The organism is Aeromonas sp. Marseille-Q5825 (assembly GCF_946892685.1).
GTDB lineage: Bacteria > Pseudomonadota > Gammaproteobacteria > Enterobacterales > Aeromonadaceae > Aeromonas > Aeromonas rivipollensis.
Map to the genome: position 1 here is coordinate 327,840 of NZ_CAMPOU010000001.1, position 18,744 is coordinate 346,583.

Consider the following 18,744-nt stretch of genomic DNA (forward strand, 5'->3'; position numbering starts at 1 on the left):
TATTATGCGGTATTTGCGCTGAAAAGTTTGCAATAAACTGTGTCCATTCGATGACCACTTACCCACGAGGCATACCCATGAACACAGTACTTCGCACCTTGACCCTGGCCACCACCCTGCTCGGTGGCGCCGCCCTGGCGAGCCCCCTGACAGTGACCGTTTACAACCCCGGCGACAAGGCCATCTTCCCCGTCTCCTCCGAGCTGGTGACCGGCGACAAGGAGGCCATCCTCATCGACGCCCAGTTCGGGGTCAATGACGGCAAGGCGCTGGTGGATCTGATCAAGCAGAGCGGCAAGCGACTGACCACCGTCTACATCAGCGGCGGGGATCCCGACTTCTACTTCGGGCTGGAACCCATCAAGGCGGCCTTCCCCGACGTCAAGATCCTGGCCAGCCAGCACGTGGTCGATCACATCAAGCAGACCAAGGATGCCAAGCTGGCCTATTGGGGCCCCATCCTCGCCGAGCAGGCACCCAAGACCCTGATAGTGCCGCAGGTGATGACGGCCTCCCACCTGACCCTGGATGGCGAGAAGATCGAGATCAAGGAGATGAACACGCCGAGTGCCTATCTCTGGGCTCCCTCCATCAAGACGGCGTTTGGCGGTGTGCCGGTATACAGCGGAGTGCACGTCTGGATGGCGGACAGCCAGACCAAGGCGGCGCGGGCACAGTGGATGCAGGCCCTCGACGGCATGCTGGCCCTCCAGCCTGAGCGGGTCATTCCGGGGCATTTCCTGGGGACAGAGCCCAAGGGCACCCAGGCCGTGACCTTTACCCGTGACTACGTCCAGCGCTTCGAGCAGGCGCTGGCCACCGCCAAGCACAGCGATCAGCTGATCGACGGCCTGAAGAAGGCGTTCCCGTTCCTGCCGGTGGACGATGGCCTGGCCATAGGTGCCAAGGTCAACATGGGCGAGATGAAGTGGTAATGGCCTGAGTCCTTTTCCCTGTGTTTTTTTGCCGGGCATTCATTGCCCGGTTTTTTGATCAATTGCCGAGGAGCACGCAGATGAACGACACCACACTGCACTATGTATATGACCCCCTCTGTGGCTGGTGCTATGGCGCCGCCCCCCTGCTCGAGGCCGCGGCCAGGATCCCGGATTTGCAGATAGCGCTGCATGCGGGTGGCCTCTGGCTGGGCCCGCGCCGCCAGCAGATGGGCCAGGCCCTGCGGGACCATGTCCGCCCCCATGACGAGCGGATCCAGGCCCTGACCGGCCAGCCTTTCGGTGAGCGCTACTTCAACGAGCTCTTGCTCAGCGACGGTCTCTTCCTCGACTCCGAGCCCCCCATCCGGGCCATCTTGGCGGTCACCGAACTGGGGGGCGATGGTTTGAGCCTGCTGCATCGCATTCAGCAGTCCCATTACCTTGACGGTCAGTGGGTTGGCGACCAGGCCCGTCTCGCGCTGCTGGCGCAGGAGCAGGGCATCACGGCGGAGGCGTTCGCCCAGACCTGCCAGAAGGTGGATCTCGCCGGGCATCTGGCCCAAAGCCAGGGCTGGCTGCGCCGGTTCGGCGGGCAGGGATTCCCGACCCTCGGACTGATGCGGGGGGGAAGCCTCATCCCGCTGCCCATCTCCTCATTCTTGGGGGAGCCGCAAGCCTTCGCGAGCCATCTCGCCGCCCTGATGGCGGCCTGATCCTGGCCATGCCCGGGTTTGCCGCATCGGCCTCTGGGGTCAGGGCAGCGGGGTAGACCGGGTTAGCGGGGTGGGGGAGGTCACTCCTCGTTTTGGGCTTCCCTTGTCCCCCGCACCGTTCTTGGGCATGCTAACGGCCTCTTTAGATTGGCAGGATGCAGTACCTATGAACCTTCGCGATCTCGAGTACCTGGTAGCGCTGGAAGAGGAGAAACATTTTCGCAAGGCGGCGGAGCGCTGCTTCGTCAGCCAGCCGACCCTGAGCGGCCAGCTGCGCAAGCTGGAAGATGAGCTGGGGGTGATCCTGATCGAGCGCACCTCCCGCAAGGTGTTGTTTACCCCGGCCGGCGATGCCATGGCCCTGCAGGCCCGCAAGGTGCTCAAAGAGGTGCGCGAGCTCAAGAGCATAGGCCAGCACTTCGCCGAGCCCATGTCCGGCGAGATCCACATCGGCTTCATTCCCACCGTGGGCCCCTATCTCTTGCCCCACATCATTCAGGATCTGCGGGAGCACTTCCCCAAGCTGGAGTTCTATCTCTACGAGGAGCAGACCCAGGTGCTGCTCAAGCGGCTGGAGGAGGGGGAGCTGGATTGCTTGGTGCTCGCCGAGCTGGAGGGCATGGAGGGCTTTGGCTCCATCCCTCTCTATCAGGAGCCCATGTGGCTGGCGGTGCCCCAGCATCATCCGGAAGCCAGTGCCAGGGCGGTGCCGCTTGGCAATCTCAAGGGCAAGAAGTTGCTGATGCTGGCCGACGGCCACTGCCTGCGGGATCAGGCTATGGGCTTCTGTTTTGCCGCCGGTATAGGCGAGGATCAGCGCTTCAAGGGCACCAGTCTCGAGACCCTGCGCAACATGGTGGCGGCCGGCAGCGGCATGACGCTGGTGCCCAGGCTGGCGGTGCCCGCCAACGCCGAGGAGGGGGGCGTCAGCTATCGCCCTGTGATAGACCCTGTGCCGGGGCGCACCATCTCCCTGCTCTATCGCCACTACTCGGTGCGCCGCCCCTGCTTCAATGAACTGGCCTCCCGCATCTCAGCCCTGATGAAGGGGCTGCTCGGCTGAGGGGCAGATAAAAAAAACCGGCGCCAGGGCGCCGGTTTTTTTGCCGCTACGGGCAGCTTAGAATATGTCGTCGGTGGAGACGGGGCCATCGCTGCTGGATCCATCGCCGCCGTAGACCTCATTGCCATCGGAGAGCTGGCTCGCATAGCGGGTCGGTTCAGTCCCTTCCTTGAAGAACTCCTCCATGCTGGCGCCATCGGAGCGGTTGGTCAGCAGACCTGTCTCCCGATCGATGCGTACCTGCATGATCCCTTCGGGGACCGGCATCTTGCGCTCGGGCACTTGCTGCAGGGCCGTCTTCATGAAGTCGATCCAGATGGGCTGGGCGGCGCCGCCACCGAATTCGGCCCGGCCGAGACCGCGCTGGTGGTTGTCAAACCCTATCCAGGAGGTGGCCACCAGATTCGGGGTGTAACCGGAGAACCAGGCATCCCTCGATTCGTTGGTGGTCCCCGTCTTGCCCGAGATGTCGTGACGCTTGAGGTCACGGGCCGCGCGCCAGCCGGTACCACGCCAGCCATTGCCACCCCAGATGGCGGTGGTCAGGGTGTCGGTGATCAGGAAGGCGCTCTGGGCACTGATGGTCTGGGGCGCCATGTTGTTGGGCACCACGGGATCAATCGGGCACTGGGCCTTCCAGTCAGGGACGGTATTGGCGTAGGCATTGGCGCTGTCGAGCCCGGCGGCGGCCAGTACACCGCAGTCGCGGCAGGCGGCGGCCGGATTGGCCTGATACAGGGGAGTGCCAAAGCTGTCGGTCACTTCGGTGATGAAGTAAGGGGTCACCTGGAAGCCGCCATTGGCCAGCACCGAGTAGCCGCGCACCACTTCCAGCGGGGTGAACTCGGCGGCCCCCAGGGCCAGGGATTCGTTGGCGGAGATGTGCTCGCGGGCGAAGCCGAAGCGGGTCAGGCCATCGATATAGGTATCCAGCCCGATGGCGCGCATCAGCCGGACCGACATCACGTTCTTGGACTTGGCAAGACCGAGCCGCAGTGTGGTCGGGCCCTCATAGATGGCCGGCGAGTTCTTGGGCTGCCACATGGGGCCCTTGGCGGGATCCCACTGGTTGATCGGGGCGTCGTTGATGAGGGACGCCAGGGTATAGCCCTGCTCCAGCGCGGTGGCATAGAGGAAGGGCTTGATGTTGGAGCCGACCTGGCGGCGAGCCTGATCGACCCGGTTGAACTTGGAGAGCTCGAAGCTGAAGCCGCCGACCAGGGCCTCGATGGCACCGTCCTGCGGGTTCATGGCAACCAGGGCGGCGTTGACGTCAGGGATCTGGGAGAGCAGCAGCTCTTCCCCTTTCTCCCGCACCCAGATCTGGGCGCCGACTTTCAGCACATCCCGTGCCGATTTAGGTGGATAGGTCTGGCGATCGTCGGTGATGAAGGTTCGGGCCCACTTGATGCCGTTCCAGCCGAGTTCGGCCTGCTTGCCATTCTTCAGCACCAGGGTGGCGCTCTTGTCACCGACCTTGGTGACCACGGCGGCCATCAGGGGTTGGTAGGTCGGTTGCTTGGCCAGGTGAGCCATTATCTGGTCGTAGTCCCAGGCCGTTTCCCCGGCCTTCCACAGCAGGGCGGTCGGGCCGCGATAGCCGTGGCGGGTGTCGTAGTCGAAGACGCCGTCCAGCAGCGCCTGGTGGGCGGCGCGCTGGCGCTTGGCGGTGACAGTGGTGTAGACGTGCAGCCCCATGGTGTAGGCATCTTCACCAAACTGCTCCACCATCTTCTGGCGCACCATCTCGCTCAGGTAAGGGGCATTGAGGGTCGTCTCGGCACCGTGATAACGGGCCTTGACCGGCATCTTGGAGGCCTCGTCAAACTGGGCCTGGGTGATCTTGCCGGTCTCCAGCATGCGGCCCAGGACTACGTTGCGGCGCGCAAAGGCGCGCTCCGGCGAACGTATGGGGTTCAGCATGGAGGGGGCTTTTGGCAGCCCGGCTATGATGGCGATCTCGTCCAGGGTCAGATCCTTGACGTCTTTGCCGAAGTAGACCTGGGCGGCGGCGCCGACCCCGAATGCCCGGTAACCCAGGGGGATCTTGTTGAGATAAAGGGTGAGGATTTCATCCTTGGAGAGATTCTGCTCGATGCGCCAGGCCAGGAAGACTTCCTTTATCTTGCGCACCAGTGTCTTCTCGTTGCTCAGGAAGAAGTTGCGCGCAACCTGCTGGGTGATGGTACTGGCGCCCTGGCGGGCCTGGCCGGAGACGGCCCAGACGGTGGCGGCCCGGATGATGCCGATGGGGTCTATGCCCGGGTGCTCATAGAAGCGGGCATCTTCGGTGGCGAGCACGGCATCTATCATGGACTGGGGAATTTCATCCAGCCGCAACGGGATACGACGAATTTCGCCGAACTGGGAGATCAGTTCCCCATCCCGGCTGTACACCTTCATCGGGGTGGCCAGTTTGACATCGCGCAGGGCGCTCACATCCGGCAACTGGGGCTTGATGTAGAAGTAGATGCCGATGAGGCTGGCAACACCCAGCACTGCACCCAGCATCATGACAATAAACAGGCGAACGAGCCATTTCAGCATGGAAGAACTACCAATCGTCTTAAAATTAGCCAACGGGCGCAGAGTATAGCCTTTTTACCCTCGCGGATTCGAGGTTTTCCTGTCCGGAGACATCGACCTCGAGAAGAGGCGGGAGGGTAGCATTCCAGGACGCAATTACCAAGGGGGCCGCAATCAAGGCCGAAAGGAGAGCAGCGTCAACTTTTGACATAAACTTTATGACATTGATAGATAGAGCATTATATTGAGTTAAGTCATCACCTCGTGATGCGCTGTCCTACAATAAGTCCTAAAACCCAATAACGCATGGATGTGTATATGTTTGGGCTATTAAGTAAGGGATCCCTCCTCTCCTTGGCGGGCATTGATTTTGGCAGTCAAACCATCAAGGCCGTCACCCTCAGCGGACGTCCTGGCAAGGTGCATCTCGAATCGGTTGCCGAGATCCCCATGCCCAAGGGCACCCTGGTCGATTATCAACTGCAGGACATTGAACGGGTCAGCCAGTCCCTCAAGTCGCTCAAGCGGCTCATGCAAGGGGATTGCCAGCAGGTGGCCACGGCCGTGACAGGCTCCAATGTCATCACCAAGGTTATTCAGGTTGATGCCAACATCAACGAGAACGAGCTGGAGAACCAGGTTCACCTGGAGGCAGAACAGCTCATTCCCTTCCCCCTCGATGAGGTCAGCCTGGATTTCGAGATCCTCGGTCTGACGGCCGACGAGAGCCGCCAGGAGGTGCTGCTGAGCGCGGCGCGCACCGAGAGCGTCAACGGCCGGGTCAGTGCGCTGACGGAGGCTGGCATGAATACCATGGTGGTGGACGTGGGGGCCCATGCGCTGGGGCGTGCCGTGCTGGCCTGTCTGCCCGAGCTGCAATCCTGGGACAAGCCGGTCGGCATCGTCGACATAGGCGCCAGTGCCATGACCTTTGCCGCCCTGCTCAGGGGGGAGGTCGTCTATTCCCGCCTGCAGAACTTCGGTGGCGATCAATACAGCCAGGCCCTGGCCTCTTTTTACAGCATGAGCCTGGAAGAGGCGGAGCTTGCCAAGGTTCAGGGCAGCTTGCCTGCCGACCATGAGGTGGATGTGTTGCTGCCCCACCTCAGCACGCTGGTGTTGCAGGTCAGGCGCAATGTGCAGCTCTTTTGCAGCTCGTCCGGCAACAAGGAGTTGTCAAAACTGGTGCTGACGGGAGGGGGCAGTCTGCTGCCGGGTCTCGTCGGGCAGCTAGGCAGCGAGCTCAACTGTGAAGTGCTGCATCCCGACCCCTTCGCCTTGTTTGGCAAGCCCAGGGGGGAAGGGGGCCTCATCCATGGGGCCAAATACATGGCGGCATTCGGTCTGGCACTGCGGAGCTTCACACCATGTCAAATATAAACCTCCTGCCCTGGCGGCTGGCCAGGGCCCAGCGCCAGAAGAAGCAGTTTGGCATCATGATCGGCCTTTTTCTGGCGGCCACCGCCTCCCTTGCCTTTGCCGTCGACTGGCTGGTGCAGCAGCAGATCGGGTATCAACAGCAGCGCAACCAGCGTCTGCAGCAGGAGATGGCCACACTCGATACCCAGCTCGGCGAGATCCGGCTGCTCAAGGAGCGCCGAAAGGAGCTGATCGATCGGATGCAGCTTATCGAGCAGTTGCAGACAAGGCGCAACATACCGGTACGCCTGTTCAATCAGTTACCCGTGCTGGTGCCCAATGGGGTCTATCTCAATACCCTGGCCTTGCAGGCCAACAGAATCGATGTCAACGGCAAGGCCGAAGCCTATGGCCGGGTTGCCAGCATGATGAGGCGCATCGATGGGTCTGGCTGGCTGGGACAGTCTCAGCTCAGCACCATCTTCACGGCAGACGTGGCGCCCGTGGCCCTCAGCCAGTTCTCCATGATGTTCCAGATTGCCGGCGTCGCTCCGGTCGCGACTAAGGGGCAACAATGAACCTGCAACAACTCAATGACCTGGATCTCAATGACATCGCGCGCTGGCCAAAAGTCGCCAAGGGGATCTTCATCCTGTTTTGCTGTGCCCTGCTGGGTGGCGCCATTTACTACTATGTGATTGCCAACTCCCTGACGGCCTTGCGGCAGGAGGCCGCTAAAGAACAGGATCTGAAGGCCCAATTCGAGAGCAAGGCCATGCTGGCCGCCAACCTGGAGGCATACAGGAAGCAGATGGTGCAGCTTGAACATTTGGTGGATACCCAGCTCAAGCAGTTGCCCAATACCCATGAGGTGGCGGGGTTGCTGGATGACATCAGCTTCATTGCCACCGATAACGGGCTCAAATTGAACAGGATCAACTGGGAGGCAGAGGTCAAACACGAATTCTCGACCGAACTGCCCATGCGCATCGAGGTGGTGGGCACCTATCACGAGCTCGGCAAGTTCACGGCAGACATGGCCGCGTTGCCGCGCATCGTGATCCTAGATTCGTTTCAGCTCAATCAAGGCCGGGGCCAGGACGAGTTGATAGGCATGTCGATGCAGGCCAAGACCTACAAGTACAACGGTAAAACCCTGGAGCAGAAGCCATGAGCATGAGAGTGATCGGACTCCTCTTGCCGGTGCTGTTGTTGACGGCCTGTGGCGGACAGGAGGACATGGACGAGTACGTACAACAAACCAAGGCGAGGAAACCCATCCCGATCGAGCCCTTGCCGGAGATAAAGCCCTTCTCCCCCATGGCCTATCAGCGCAGTGATCAACGCAGCCCCTTCATTGAACCGCAACCAGAGACCAGCTCCAGGGTGGATGCCAAGACCAAGCCGGACTGCGCCCAGATAGTGGCCAGTCGGGAGAAGGAGGTGCTGGAGCGCTACTCGCTGGCCAGTTTGAGCATGAAGGGATCCATCGGCAAACAGGGACAGTTGTGGGCACTGATCAGGACCCCGGACGGGCAAGCCGTGCGTGTGGGGCTCAATCAGTACATGGGGCTGGATCAGGGCAGAGTCATCAAGATAACGAATACCCATGTTGACTTGATGGAAACGGTACCGGATGGCAAAGGATGCTGGGTCACCCGAGAAACTCAGCTGGCCATGGCCAATCTCGACGCAAAACTATGATCAGGGATGAGCAGAGATGAGAACAACAATAAGAAGGATGAGGGGTGTGGCGCTGCTGTGGCTGGGCGTATGCACTCAGGTGTGGGCGGTGCCGGCGTTGCAGGAGGTCAAGGTGAATCCGCTGCTGGCCGATCAACTCTTGCTGGAGCTGAGCTTCAGCGAGCCAGTGAGCGGATTTACCGACAGACTGTCGTATGAACCCAATCAGCTCCTGTTGCACGTGCCCGGCGCCATAGGGGCGCTGACGGTCAACCCGCTGCCCATCAAGCAGCAGGGGGTGGACAACCTCAAGGTGGAGGGCAAGGGAGAGGGGCTGGATATCAAGATAGCACTCGATCAGCTGACCCCTTATCAGGTCCATCAACAGGGCAATAAATTGCTGGTGTCATTGGGAGAGAAGGCCGGTCAGCCGGTGGTTGCGACGACGGTCTCCCCTGCTGCCAGCCCGTCGGCCCTTGTCAGGAGCCAGCCTGTGACCCAGTCTGCACTGATTGATACCCAGCGGGTCGCCCAGAACCAGTCTCAGTACCAGCCCGCGGCTGTCTCCTCTCCCGTGGCGGCTCCCGCCCCTGTTGCTGCCAGCAAACCTGTGTTGTCCGTCTCGCAGGCGAATACAGGCGGTGCTTATTTCAACTCGGTCAAGGGTGTGGATTTTCGCCGTGGCAAGGAGGGGCAGGGGGAGTTTCTCGTGACCCTGGACAACAGCTCGGCGGCGGTGGATGTGAGCAGCCGCGGCCAGAAGGTGCTCGCCAAGTTTCACGGTACCCGGATCCCGGATGATCAGCTGAATCTTATCAATGTGCAGGATTTTGCGACCCCTGTCTCCCAGGTGGAGGTGTTCCGCCAGGGCAATGACACCCTGTTTGAGCTCTCGGTCAACGGCCAGTTTGATTATCGCTACGACCAGGCCGACAAGATGTTCATCATAGAGGTGAAGAAGCGGGTCGCGACCACGACAGCGAAACAATATCAGGGCAAGCCAATCTCGTTGAACTTCCAGGATATTCCTGTTCGGACAGTGCTGCAGATCATCGCCGACTTCAACAACCTCAATCTGGTGACCACTGATTCCGTCTCCGGCAATATCACCCTGCGTCTCGATGGTGTGCCCTGGGAGCAGGCGCTCGACATCATCCTCAAGGTCAGAGGGCTCGACAAGCGACTGGACAACAACATACTGCTGGTGGCCCCGGCGGACGAGATTGCCGCACGAGAGAAACAGCAGCTGGAGAGCCGCAATCAGGTAGCCGACCTCGCGCCGCTCTACACCGAGTATCTGCAGATCAATTATGCCAAGGCATCCGAAGTGGCGGCCCTGCTCTCCTCCGATAGCACCAAGCTGCTCTCTCCCAGAGGGGCGGTGAGCGTGGATGAACGCACCAACGTGCTGGTGGTCAAGGACACGGCGGATGTCATCAGCAACGTCAAGCGGATGCTGGATATCCTCGATATCCCGGTGAAGCAGGTGGTGATCGAGGCGCGCATGGTGACCATAGACGACGGCTTCGACGAGGCCCTGGGGGTACGTTGGGGGGTGACCAAGACGGATGGTCATGGCAATGGCACCTCGGGCACCATAGAGGGCAATGATGGCGCCGGTAATAATGACGGCAGCTCCACCATCACGCGCCCCGGCGTGGAAGACAGGCTCAACGTCAACCTGCCGGTGACCAATGCCGCCGGTACCCTGGCCTTCCAGGTCGCCCGTCTGGCCAATGGCACTCTGCTGGATCTCGAACTCTCCGCCCTGGAGAAGGAGAGCAAGGCCGAGATCATCGCAAGCCCCAGGGTGACCACCGCCAACCAGAAGCCGGCCCTGATCGAGCAGGGGACAGAGATCCCCTATGTGGAGTCTTCATCCAGCGGGGCGACCTCGGTCACCTTCAAGAAGGCTGTGCTGAGTCTCAAGGTCACGCCACAGATCACCCCGGACAACAGGGTCATCCTGGATTTGACCGTGACCCAGGATACCAAGGGGGAAACCGTCCCGACCGGTACCGGGGATGCGGTCTCCATCAACGCCCAGTCCATCACCACCCAGGTGCTGGTCAACAACGGCGAGACCCTGGTGCTGGGCGGCATCTATCAGCAGACCATCAAGAGCGACGTCAGCAAGGTGCCGCTGCTGGGGGATATTCCCGGTCTGGGTTACCTGTTCAAGAAAACCACCAGCGAGAACAAGAAGCGTGAACTGCTGATCTTCGTGACCCCGAGGATAGTCACCGACGCCCTCTGAAAACTTTACATGTGAGGGTAAAACACATATAACCTTACGCCCCGATGAGGCTGGGGCGTAAGGGCTGCGGTTGCCAGTCCTGGTTTCTATTGAGATAATCCCCCTCCTGATCCATCGCAAGATAAGGTTCATAGGTACCCCGGTCGAGTAGTTACCGGGGCCATACAGTTTGTAATTACTAACGAAAAGACATGGCTGAGAAACGCAATATTTTCCTGATAGGTCCCATGGGTGCGGGCAAGAGCACCATAGGTAGACATCTGGCAGAACAACTGCACATGGAGTTTTTCGACTCAGATCATGAGATTGAGCGCCGCAGTGGTGCCGATATCGGCTGGGTGTTCGATGTTGAAGGCGAAGAGGGTTTCCGGATCCGCGAAGAGAAGGTGATCGGTGAACTCGCCGAGCAGCAGGGTATCGTGCTGGCAACGGGCGGCGGCGCCATCAAGAGCCGTGAAACCCGCAACAAACTCTCTGCGCGCGGCATCGTGGTCTACCTCGAAACCACCATTGAAAAGCAACTGGCGCGTACCCAGAGAGACAAGCGTCGCCCCTTGTTGCAAACCGAAGAGCCGCCCCGCGAAGTGCTGGAGCGTCTGGCCCTCGAGCGCAACGCCCTGTATGAAGAAGTCGCAGACTTTGTCATCCAGACTGATGATCAAAGTGCAAAAGTTGTAGCTAATCAAATCGTTAAGTTGATTGGTATGTAATCAATAGAGGACGTCCATGGAAAGGTTGAAGGTCGAACTGGGTGAGCGCAGCTACCCGATTGAGATAGCTGCTGGTCTGTTGCAACGCCCCGAGGTGCTGGCGCAGACGATCAAGGGCAAGCGGGTCATGATAGTGACCAACACAGTCGTCGCCCCCTTGTATCTTGAGCAGATCATTCAGTTGCTGCCCGGTTTTCAGGTTGAACACCTGATACTGCCGGATGGCGAGGCCTACAAGACCCTGGCTACCTTCGAGCGGATCATGTCTGCTCTGCTGGAAACCAGTCATGGTCGTGACACCACCCTCATCGCCCTGGGGGGCGGCGTGATAGGCGACGTTGTCGGCTTTGCTGCGGCAAGCTATCAACGAGGCATTCCGTTCATTCAGGTGCCTACCACACTGCTTTCCCAGGTTGACTCCTCCGTCGGCGGCAAGACCGCCGTCAACCACCCTCTTGGCAAAAACATGGTGGGCGCCTTCTATCAGCCCAAGCATGTGATCATCGACACCGACTGCCTCAAGACCCTGCCTGCGCGGGAATTTGCCGCCGGCATGGCAGAGGTGATCAAGTACGGCATCATCTGGGATGCGGCCTTCTTCTCCTGGCTCGAAGTCAACATGGCACGGCTGCAACGCCTTGACGCCGAAGCCCTTTCTTACGCCATTCGCCGTTGCTGTGAAATCAAGGCCGACGTGGTCGGTCAGGATGAGACCGAGCATGGCGTGCGCGCCCTGCTGAACCTGGGTCACACCTTCGGCCATGCCATCGAGGCCGAGAAAGGTTATGGCAACTGGCTCCATGGGGAAGCGGTGGCGGCAGGCATGATGCTGGCGGCCGAAACGGCCCTGGCCCGTGGTGACATGACGGCGCAAGAGGTTGCACGAGTCCGCGACCTGCTGCTGGCGGCGGACCTGCCGGTGCTGGCGCCGCCCGAGATGGACTTTGCCGCCTTCATTCGCCATATGCGCCGTGACAAGAAGGTGCTGGAAGGCAAGCTGCGGCTGGTGTTGCCGGTCGGGATCGGGCAGGCCCAGGTGGTGGCCGATGTGACGGATGCGCAGCTAATGGCGGTGATCGAGTCTGGTCGTGACCAATAACAAATTGCTGAAATTGCCTTCCCAGCGGCAGCTGGTTGACCGGCTGCTGCACCTGATTGAGTTCAATCACCCCTATATTTTTCTCTCAGGCAAGCCCGGCAGCGGCCGTGGCACCCTGTGTGAATCCCTGCTTGCCCAACTGCCTGACACTGTTCGGGTGGTGAGCCTCATTGGCAGCCCGGCCATGAAGATGGCGGACGTGCGCCAGTTGCTGCTTCAGCAGGTGGTGGCTCGCCCCCTGTTCAATGCGCAGGATGCGCTGGCCGACAGCTTCTTCCGCATGCTGGAGGGCAAGCCTTCCACCCTGCTGCTCATGATCGAGCGTGCCGACACCCTGCCCGCCGAACTGGTGGGGGAGCTGTGGGCGCTCTGTCGCCATAACGATACCCTGGCCTCTCCCCATAAACTGGCCATCCTGCTCTCGGGCAGTGACGTCTGGTGTCGCGATCAGAAGAGTGCCCTCAAGGGGCGGGCCATGCCCGCGCTCGAGCTGGAAGTCGCGCCACTGAGCGCGCCTGAGCAACGCATCTTCCTGTATGAGAAGGCCAAGGAGCTGAAGATCCCGGCGGCCCTCTTGCCCAAGCCGAAAGTGGAAGAGATCCTGAAGGGGGCGGGGGGACACCCGTCCGCCATCATGCAGTCATTGGAGGATGTCATGACCGACAGAAGGCCCAAGAAACGTCAGGCCGAGTGGCCCGTCAAGAAGATTGCGACCGTGCTGGCCCTGGCGGCCGCCGGTTTGCTGGCCCTGAGCTATCTCCCTCTGTTCGAGGAGGCAGGCAAGGAGCAGGCCCCTGCCTCGTCCCGGGGGATGGCATTGCCCGACCCCGTCGCCACCGATCCGCTGAATGTCGGTGCGGCGAGCGGGGCCCAGGGGAGCAGTGGCGCCGATGCCAGCTCTTCAAGCAACCAGGTTGCCCGGGATTGGCAACCCGATGCCAAGACCTTGCCCAAGAAGGTCGAGAGCGAGACGGTCACCACTGAGTCGAGCAATTACGAGGGGCGCCGTGTCGTCATCTCAGACGAAGTGGTTGAGAAACTGATGACACAGCCCAACGTCAGCGGTGCCCTGCCGACGGCTGTGGTGGACGAGCTGGTCGGCGGGAGTTCCCGTGCGGCCCCGACCGGGGCGGCGGCACAGACACAGAGCACGGCGCCTGTTGCCAAGGTGACGCCCACTCCTGCCGCGACTGTGCCCGCCGCGGCACCGGCGCCCAAGGTGGCCCTGACGCCGGTGGCGACCCTCAACAAGAAGGCGAGTAACCACTACAGCATCCAGCTGATGGGGGCGAGCAACACCCAGGCGGTCGACAGCTTCGTGGCCGAGCATGGGCTGGCGGGCAAGGTCTGGGTCTACAAGACCCGCTTCCGTGGCAGTCCCTGGTACGTGGTGGTGCAGGGCGACTATGCCAACAGCACCCAGGCCAAGGCGGCGATCCGCAAGCTCTCCCCCGCCTTGCTCAAGGGACAGCCCTGGCCCAAGTCGTTTGCCCAGATACAAAAAGAATTGAAGCAATAGCCAGTCGCCCGGGGAAGGGGGTAGAATCGTCCCCCTTTTTTGGGCATTGCCTTCTTAACACCGGACTTCCATGAAAAAAACACGCGCGTTTTTAAAATGGGCCGGGGGAAAATACTCCCTGGTCGAAGAGATTGCCGAGCGCTTGCCGGCCGGGCGTGTGTTGCTGGAGCCCTTCGTCGGAGCGGGCTCGGTGTTTCTCAACACGGATTACGATGCCTATGTGCTCAACGACATCAATCCGGATCTGATCGGTCTCTACAATCACCTCAAGCGACAGCCGGACAACTTCATCCACGAGGCGCGCAAGCTGTTTGTGGCCGAGCACAACCACAAGACTGCCTATTATCGGCTGCGCACCCAGTTCAACCAGACCGAGGCTGGCTTTGAGCGGGCCCAGTTGTTCCTGTTTCTGAATCGCCACGGGTTCAACGGCCTGTGCCGCTACAACAAGAAGGGCGGCTTCAACGTGCCGTTCGGTTCGTACAAGAAGCCCTATTTCCCGGAGAAAGAGCTGTGGGCCTTCGCCGAGAAGGCCCAGAAGGCGACCTTCATCTGCGAGAGTTATGCCGATGCCATGGCCAGGGCGGAGGAAGACTGGGTGATCTACTGCGATCCCCCCTATGCGCCGCTCTCCACCACGGCGAGCTTCACCAGCTATTCGGCCGGTGGCTTCACCCTGGATGACCAGGCCCTGCTGGCCAGGCTGGCCCGACATACCGCCGCCCACAAGGGGGTGCCCGTGCTCATCAGCAACCACGACATCGAGCTGACCCGGGAACTCTATCGCGGGGCCCGGCTGGACGAGATCCTGGTCAAGCGCACCATCAGCCGCAACGGTGGCAGCCGCAACAAGGTGGCCGAGCTGCTGGCGCTCTACCCGCCTGGCATAGCCCCCGAGCAGGGCCATTACCCCGGCGAGGCCGAGCTGGTCTCTGTCGGTTGAGTCATGAACGGTCCCAGCGGGGACCGTTGTCGTTTCTGCCCGGGCAGTCACCTGTCTGGTGGGGCAAGTGCAAGGCCCGCGTCTTCTGCAGGTGCGGTTCGTTTTCATCCCGCCTTTGCGGCGAGACTCGCGGCCCGCGTCTTCTGCAACTGCGGTCCGCATTCCCTGTACGTGCGGGTCGTTTTCATCGCCCATTTGCGATAAAATTGCGCCGCTTTTTCTGCCACGCTGCCAATGGATGACGCTGATGAAAGACTTTCTGATTGCCCCCTCTATCCTCTCTGCCGACTTTGCCCGCCTGGGCGAGGATGTGGCCAAGGTGCTGGCCGCCGGGGCCGACGTGGTGCACTTCGACGTGATGGACAACCACTATGTCCCCAACCTGACCATAGGCCCCATGGTCTGTCAGGCCCTGCGTGACTACGGCATCGAGGCCCTCATCGATGTGCACCTGATGGTCAAGCCGGTGGATCGCATCGTCCCCGATTTCGCCAAGGCGGGTGCCAACCTGATCACCTTCCACCCGGAAGCCTCCGATCACGTGGACCGTACCCTGGGCCTCATCAAGGAGCAGGGTTGCCAGGCCGGTCTGGTGCTGAACCCGGCCACACCGCTCACCTGCCTCGAGTACGTGATGGACAAGCTGGACGTGATCCTGCTGATGTCGGTCAACCCGGGCTTTGGTGGTCAGAGCTTCATCCCTGGCACCCTCGACAAGCTGCGTCAGGTGCGTCGCCTGATCGACGAGAGCGGCCGTGACATTCGCCTCGAGATCGACGGTGGCGTCAAGGTGGAGAACATCCGCGAGATCGCCGCCGCCGGGGCTGACATGTTCGTGGCGGGCTCCGCCATCTTCGGCAAGCCGGATTACAAGGCGGTGATCGACCAGATGCGGGCGGAGCTGGCTCATGTCCGTTGAACGTCCCTTCGATCTGGTGCTGTTCGATCTGGATGGCACCCTGATTGACAGCGCCTCCCAACTGGCGCTGGCGGTCAACCGCACCCTGACCGATCTGGGGCTGCCCGAGGCCGACGAGGCCGTGGTGCGCACCTGGGTCGGCAATGGCGCCGACAAGCTGATCCAGCGCGCGCTGGACTATCGCGAGGCGCCCGAGCAATTTGCCAAGGCCCGCCCCCTGTTTGACCAGCACTATCAGGCCTGCCTGCTGCAAGGGCTGGCCATGTATGACGGGGTGGAGCAGAGCCTGCGCCGCCTGCAGGCGCTCGGTTACCGCCAGGCCGTGGTGACCAACAAGCCGAGTCACTTCGTGCAGCCCATTCTGGATGCCCTCGGCATCGGCGACTGCTTCGCGCTCTGGCTGGGGGGCAATTGCGTGCCCGTCAAGAAGCCGAGCCCGGATCCGCTGCTGCACGCCTGCCACGAGCTGGGGGTCAGCCCGTCCCGTACCCTGATGGTGGGAGACTCCGAAAATGATGTGCTGGCCGCCCAGGCTGCCGGCATGAAGGTGGTAGGGCTCACCTACGGCTACAACTATGGCCGTCCCATCGCAGATTCCCGCCCTGACTGGGTATGCGAGCAGTTTGCAGAGCTCGATGCCCTCTTGGCTGAATAACAAGGATCAACACATTCATGGCTAAACCAATCGTATTGAGCGGGGCCCAACCCTCGGGCCAGCTGACCATAGGCAACTACATGGGCGCCTTGCGTCAGTGGGTCAACATGCAGGATGACTTCGACTGCCTCTACTGCATCGTCGATCTGCACGCCATCACCACCCGCCAGGAGCCTGCCGCCCTGCGCAAGGCCTGCCTGGATGCCGCCGCCCTCTATCTGGCGGTCGGCATAGATCCGGCCAAGAGCACCGTCTTCATCCAGTCCCACGTGCCCCAGCACGCCGAGCTCGGCTGGATCCTGAACTGCTACACCCAGATGGGCGAGCTGTCGCGCATGACCCAGTTCAAGGACAAGTCCGCCCGTTTCGAGAACAACGTCAACGTCGGCCTGTTCGGCTATCCGGTGCTGATGGCGGCGGACATCCTGCTCTATCAGGCCAACCAGGTGCCGGTCGGCAACGACCAGAAGCAGCATCTGGAGCTGACCCGCGACATCTGCACCCGGTTCAACAACCTCTACGGTGAGGTCTTCACCCTGCCTGAGCCCTTCATCCCGACCGACGGTGCCCGGGTGATGAGCCTGCAGGATCCCACCAAGAAGATGTCCAAGTCCGACGACAACGAGGCGAACTTCATCGGCCTGCTGGAAGATCCCAAGCAGATCGTCAAGAAGATCAAGCGGGCGATGACCGACTCCGACGAGCCGGCCGTGGTGCGCTTCGATCCCGAGAACAAGCCGGGGGTCTCCAACCTGCTGACCCTGATGTCCGGGGTGACTGGTCGCTCCATCCCTGAACTCGAGCAGCACTTCGAGGGCAAGATGTACGGCCACCTCAAGAGCGAGACGGCCGATGCCGTGGTCGCCCTGCTGGAGCCCATTCAGGCCCGCTTCCGCGAGTTGCGTCAGGATGAGACTCATCTGCAGGCAATTTTGGCGGCTGGCGCACAAAAGGCGCGGGAAAGGGCTGAAAAAACCCTGATCAGCGTATATGATGTCGTCGGCTTCGTTCCTCGAGCCTGACATACTGGGAAGGTGTAGTTGTAGAGAGCTGGGTATTTGCCTGGCTTTCTTTGTTTTACCCGACCCCTGGTTCGTCATCTCCTCTTCCAATGTCAAACGCGGGCGCTTGCCCCAAGAGAAAGCATGTCTGTCGAATCAAATACAGTGATTGAAGAACTGAGTGACAAGGGCCACTGGCTGCGCAAGTTTCGCAAGGCCAAGAACCTCAACACCCTGCAGTTGATGGTCTCCAATGCCATCGACAAGCACCACAAGACCCCGGCCATTGCCGCCGCCATCTATCTGGCCGAATGCCAGCGCGAGCGCGAGCTGGAGCAGGGGCGTTATCTGGATCGCTAGGCGCTCCCGGGCTCTGCCCATCTGCCGATGGGCCGCCATTTCACACCCCGCTTTCGGCCCTTGCGCCTTGCTCCGTCTTTTTCCCTGTTCCCCTGCCCAGTCATGGACTATCCGGCCTCTTCTGCCTGCGCTCGTTCGCCTCCCCGCTAAAGGGCATGAGTTGCATGGGGCAATGCCATCGAGCTGGCAGAGAGTGGGTCTTGCAGAAATGAGGCTGCCATCCATACCCGCGCATAGCCCCTCAGCGGTTTATTAACGGGGGCAGACATGCCAGAATGCGCGGCGTTTGTCCGTGGACGGCCGGCATGGGCAGTCCGATCACCGTCTCTGTTCTATTCCCAGGGCTCTCTCATGCTGCTACTCATCGACAACTACGACTCCTTTACCTGGAACCTGGTGCAATATTTTGGCGCCCTGGGTCAGGAGGTGCAGGTCAGGCGCAACGACGAGCTCAGCCTGGACGAGATAATCAGGCTTGCCCCCCGCCATCTGGTGATCTCTCCCGGCCCCTGCACGCCGAACGAGGCGGGCATCTCGCTGGCCGCCATCCGCCGCTTCGCGGGGGAGATCCCCATCCTCGGCGTCTGCCTCGGCCATCAGTCCCTGGCCCAGGCGTTTGGTGCCCGTGTGGTCCGTGCCCGTCAGGTGATGCACGGCAAGACCTCCCTCATCCGCCATCGGGGGGAGGGGGTGTTCAAGGGGCTCAAGGATCCGCTGCGGGTCACCCGCTACCATTCGCTCATCGTGGAGCGCGAGACCCTGCCCGATTGCTTCGAAATCACCGCCTGGAGCGAGCACGCCGATGGCTCCATGGACGAGATCATGGGGCTGCGGCATAAAACACTGGCGCTGGAGGGGGTTCAGTTCCACCCGGAAAGCATCTTGAGCGAGCAGGGACACCAGTTGCTGGCCAACTTTTTGGCCGTTTCCTGAAAAAATCGTGATCCTCGTCTCATAATCGAAATGAGGCCAAAAAAATTTTCCCTGACACTTTATTCA

18 protein-coding genes are annotated in these 18,744 nt (G+C 61.0%); 17 read left to right on the forward strand and 1 reads right to left on the reverse strand.

Translation table 11 applies throughout. The features are described from left to right. The first annotated feature begins 77 nt into the window (after nucleotides 1-77). The 3 genes from OC537_RS01550 to oxyR all read left to right on the forward strand — a co-directional run bounded on the left by OC537_RS01550 (nucleotide 78) and on the right by oxyR (nucleotide 2,714). The gene (locus tag OC537_RS01550; RefSeq protein WP_262108756.1) at nucleotides 78-935 is read left to right on the forward strand and encodes a Vmh family MBL fold metallo-hydrolase; all 858 of its coding nucleotides are present in this window, start codon (nucleotides 78-80) and stop codon (nucleotides 933-935) included. Between the two features lie 80 nt (nucleotides 936-1,015). After that, nucleotides 1,016-1,651, forward strand: coding sequence for a DsbA family protein (locus tag OC537_RS01555; protein WP_262108758.1), 636 nt, complete (start codon nucleotides 1,016-1,018; stop codon nucleotides 1,649-1,651). A 166-nt stretch (nucleotides 1,652-1,817) separates the two neighbouring features. Further along, on the forward strand, nucleotides 1,818-2,714 hold the full coding sequence (gene oxyR / locus OC537_RS01560; RefSeq protein ID WP_262108763.1) for a DNA-binding transcriptional regulator OxyR: 897 nt from the start codon (nucleotides 1,818-1,820) through the stop codon (nucleotides 2,712-2,714). Nucleotides 2,715-2,771: 57 nt separating this feature from the next. Here oxyR and OC537_RS01565 read toward each other — a convergent pair whose 3' ends face one another. Then, nucleotides 2,772-5,261 carry a penicillin-binding protein 1A gene (locus tag OC537_RS01565; RefSeq protein ID WP_262108765.1) on the reverse strand — a complete coding sequence of 830 codons (2,490 nt, stop codon included), beginning with the start codon at nucleotides 5,259-5,261 and terminating at the stop codon, nucleotides 2,772-2,774. A gap of 297 nt (nucleotides 5,262-5,558) precedes the next feature. On the opposite strand from OC537_RS01565, the gene tapM reads away from it, so the two are divergent. The 14 genes from tapM (at nucleotide 5,559) to OC537_RS01635 (ending at nucleotide 18,678) form a co-directional block, all read left to right on the forward strand. Continuing rightward, nucleotides 5,559-6,620 (forward strand): PilM family type IVa pilus assembly protein TapM, encoded by a 1,062-nt coding sequence (gene tapM / locus OC537_RS01570; RefSeq protein WP_316044139.1) that lies wholly within the window; start codon nucleotides 5,559-5,561, stop codon nucleotides 6,618-6,620. Beyond that, nucleotides 6,608-7,177 (forward strand): PilN family type IV pilus biogenesis protein TapN, encoded by a 570-nt coding sequence (gene tapN, locus OC537_RS01575; RefSeq protein ID WP_106887549.1) that lies wholly within the window; start codon nucleotides 6,608-6,610, stop codon nucleotides 7,175-7,177. Before tapM ends, tapN begins: the two co-directional genes overlap by 13 nt. Next, nucleotides 7,174-7,773, forward strand: coding sequence for a PilO family type IV pilus biogenesis protein TapO (gene tapO, locus OC537_RS01580; protein WP_163157433.1), 600 nt, complete (start codon nucleotides 7,174-7,176; stop codon nucleotides 7,771-7,773). The genes tapN and tapO overlap by 4 nt, the downstream gene beginning before the upstream one ends. Nucleotides 7,774-7,775: 2 nt before the next feature. Next, a complete protein-coding gene (locus tag OC537_RS01585) occupies nucleotides 7,776-8,303 on the forward strand; it encodes a pilus assembly protein PilP (protein ID WP_025326151.1) in 528 nt (175 codons plus the stop codon). A gap of 16 nt (nucleotides 8,304-8,319) precedes the next feature. Beyond that, the gene (locus OC537_RS01590; RefSeq protein ID WP_262108771.1) at nucleotides 8,320-10,539 is read left to right on the forward strand and encodes a type IV pilus secretin PilQ; all 2,220 of its coding nucleotides are present in this window, start codon (nucleotides 8,320-8,322) and stop codon (nucleotides 10,537-10,539) included. A gap of 191 nt (nucleotides 10,540-10,730) precedes the next feature. Continuing rightward, nucleotides 10,731-11,249 carry a shikimate kinase AroK gene (gene aroK, locus OC537_RS01595; RefSeq protein WP_005329951.1) on the forward strand — a complete coding sequence of 173 codons (519 nt, stop codon included), beginning with the start codon at nucleotides 10,731-10,733 and terminating at the stop codon, nucleotides 11,247-11,249. Nucleotides 11,250-11,265: 16 nt separating this feature from the next. Further along, entirely contained in the window at nucleotides 11,266-12,348 is a 1,083-nt protein-coding gene (aroB, locus tag OC537_RS01600) for a 3-dehydroquinate synthase (protein ID WP_139745816.1), read from the forward strand. Then, the gene (locus OC537_RS01605) at nucleotides 12,338-13,867 is read left to right on the forward strand and encodes an SPOR domain-containing protein (protein WP_262108777.1); all 1,530 of its coding nucleotides are present in this window, start codon (nucleotides 12,338-12,340) and stop codon (nucleotides 13,865-13,867) included. The genes aroB and OC537_RS01605 overlap by 11 nt, the downstream gene beginning before the upstream one ends. A gap of 70 nt (nucleotides 13,868-13,937) precedes the next feature. Further along, nucleotides 13,938-14,810: a Dam family site-specific DNA-(adenine-N6)-methyltransferase gene (locus tag OC537_RS01610; RefSeq protein WP_139745818.1), complete on the forward strand. Its 873-nt coding sequence runs from the start codon at nucleotides 13,938-13,940 to the stop codon at nucleotides 14,808-14,810. A gap of 247 nt (nucleotides 14,811-15,057) precedes the next feature. Further along, the gene (rpe, locus tag OC537_RS01615; RefSeq protein ID WP_106887543.1) at nucleotides 15,058-15,729 is read left to right on the forward strand and encodes a ribulose-phosphate 3-epimerase; all 672 of its coding nucleotides are present in this window, start codon (nucleotides 15,058-15,060) and stop codon (nucleotides 15,727-15,729) included. Next, a complete protein-coding gene (locus OC537_RS01620; RefSeq protein ID WP_111910328.1) occupies nucleotides 15,719-16,384 on the forward strand; it encodes a phosphoglycolate phosphatase in 666 nt (221 codons plus the stop codon). The genes rpe and OC537_RS01620 overlap by 11 nt, the downstream gene beginning before the upstream one ends. A gap of 17 nt (nucleotides 16,385-16,401) precedes the next feature. Continuing rightward, nucleotides 16,402-17,406, forward strand: a complete 1,005-nt coding sequence (gene trpS / locus OC537_RS01625; protein ID WP_025326158.1) for a tryptophan--tRNA ligase — start codon at nucleotides 16,402-16,404, stop codon at nucleotides 17,404-17,406. Nucleotides 17,407-17,529: 123 nt separating this feature from the next. Further along, nucleotides 17,530-17,745: a hypothetical protein gene (locus OC537_RS01630; protein ID WP_106887541.1), complete on the forward strand. Its 216-nt coding sequence runs from the start codon at nucleotides 17,530-17,532 to the stop codon at nucleotides 17,743-17,745. A gap of 351 nt (nucleotides 17,746-18,096) precedes the next feature. Further along, nucleotides 18,097-18,678, forward strand: a complete 582-nt coding sequence (locus OC537_RS01635) for an aminodeoxychorismate synthase component II (RefSeq protein ID WP_171268669.1) — start codon at nucleotides 18,097-18,099, stop codon at nucleotides 18,676-18,678. Nucleotides 18,679-18,744: the final 66 nt, after the last annotated feature.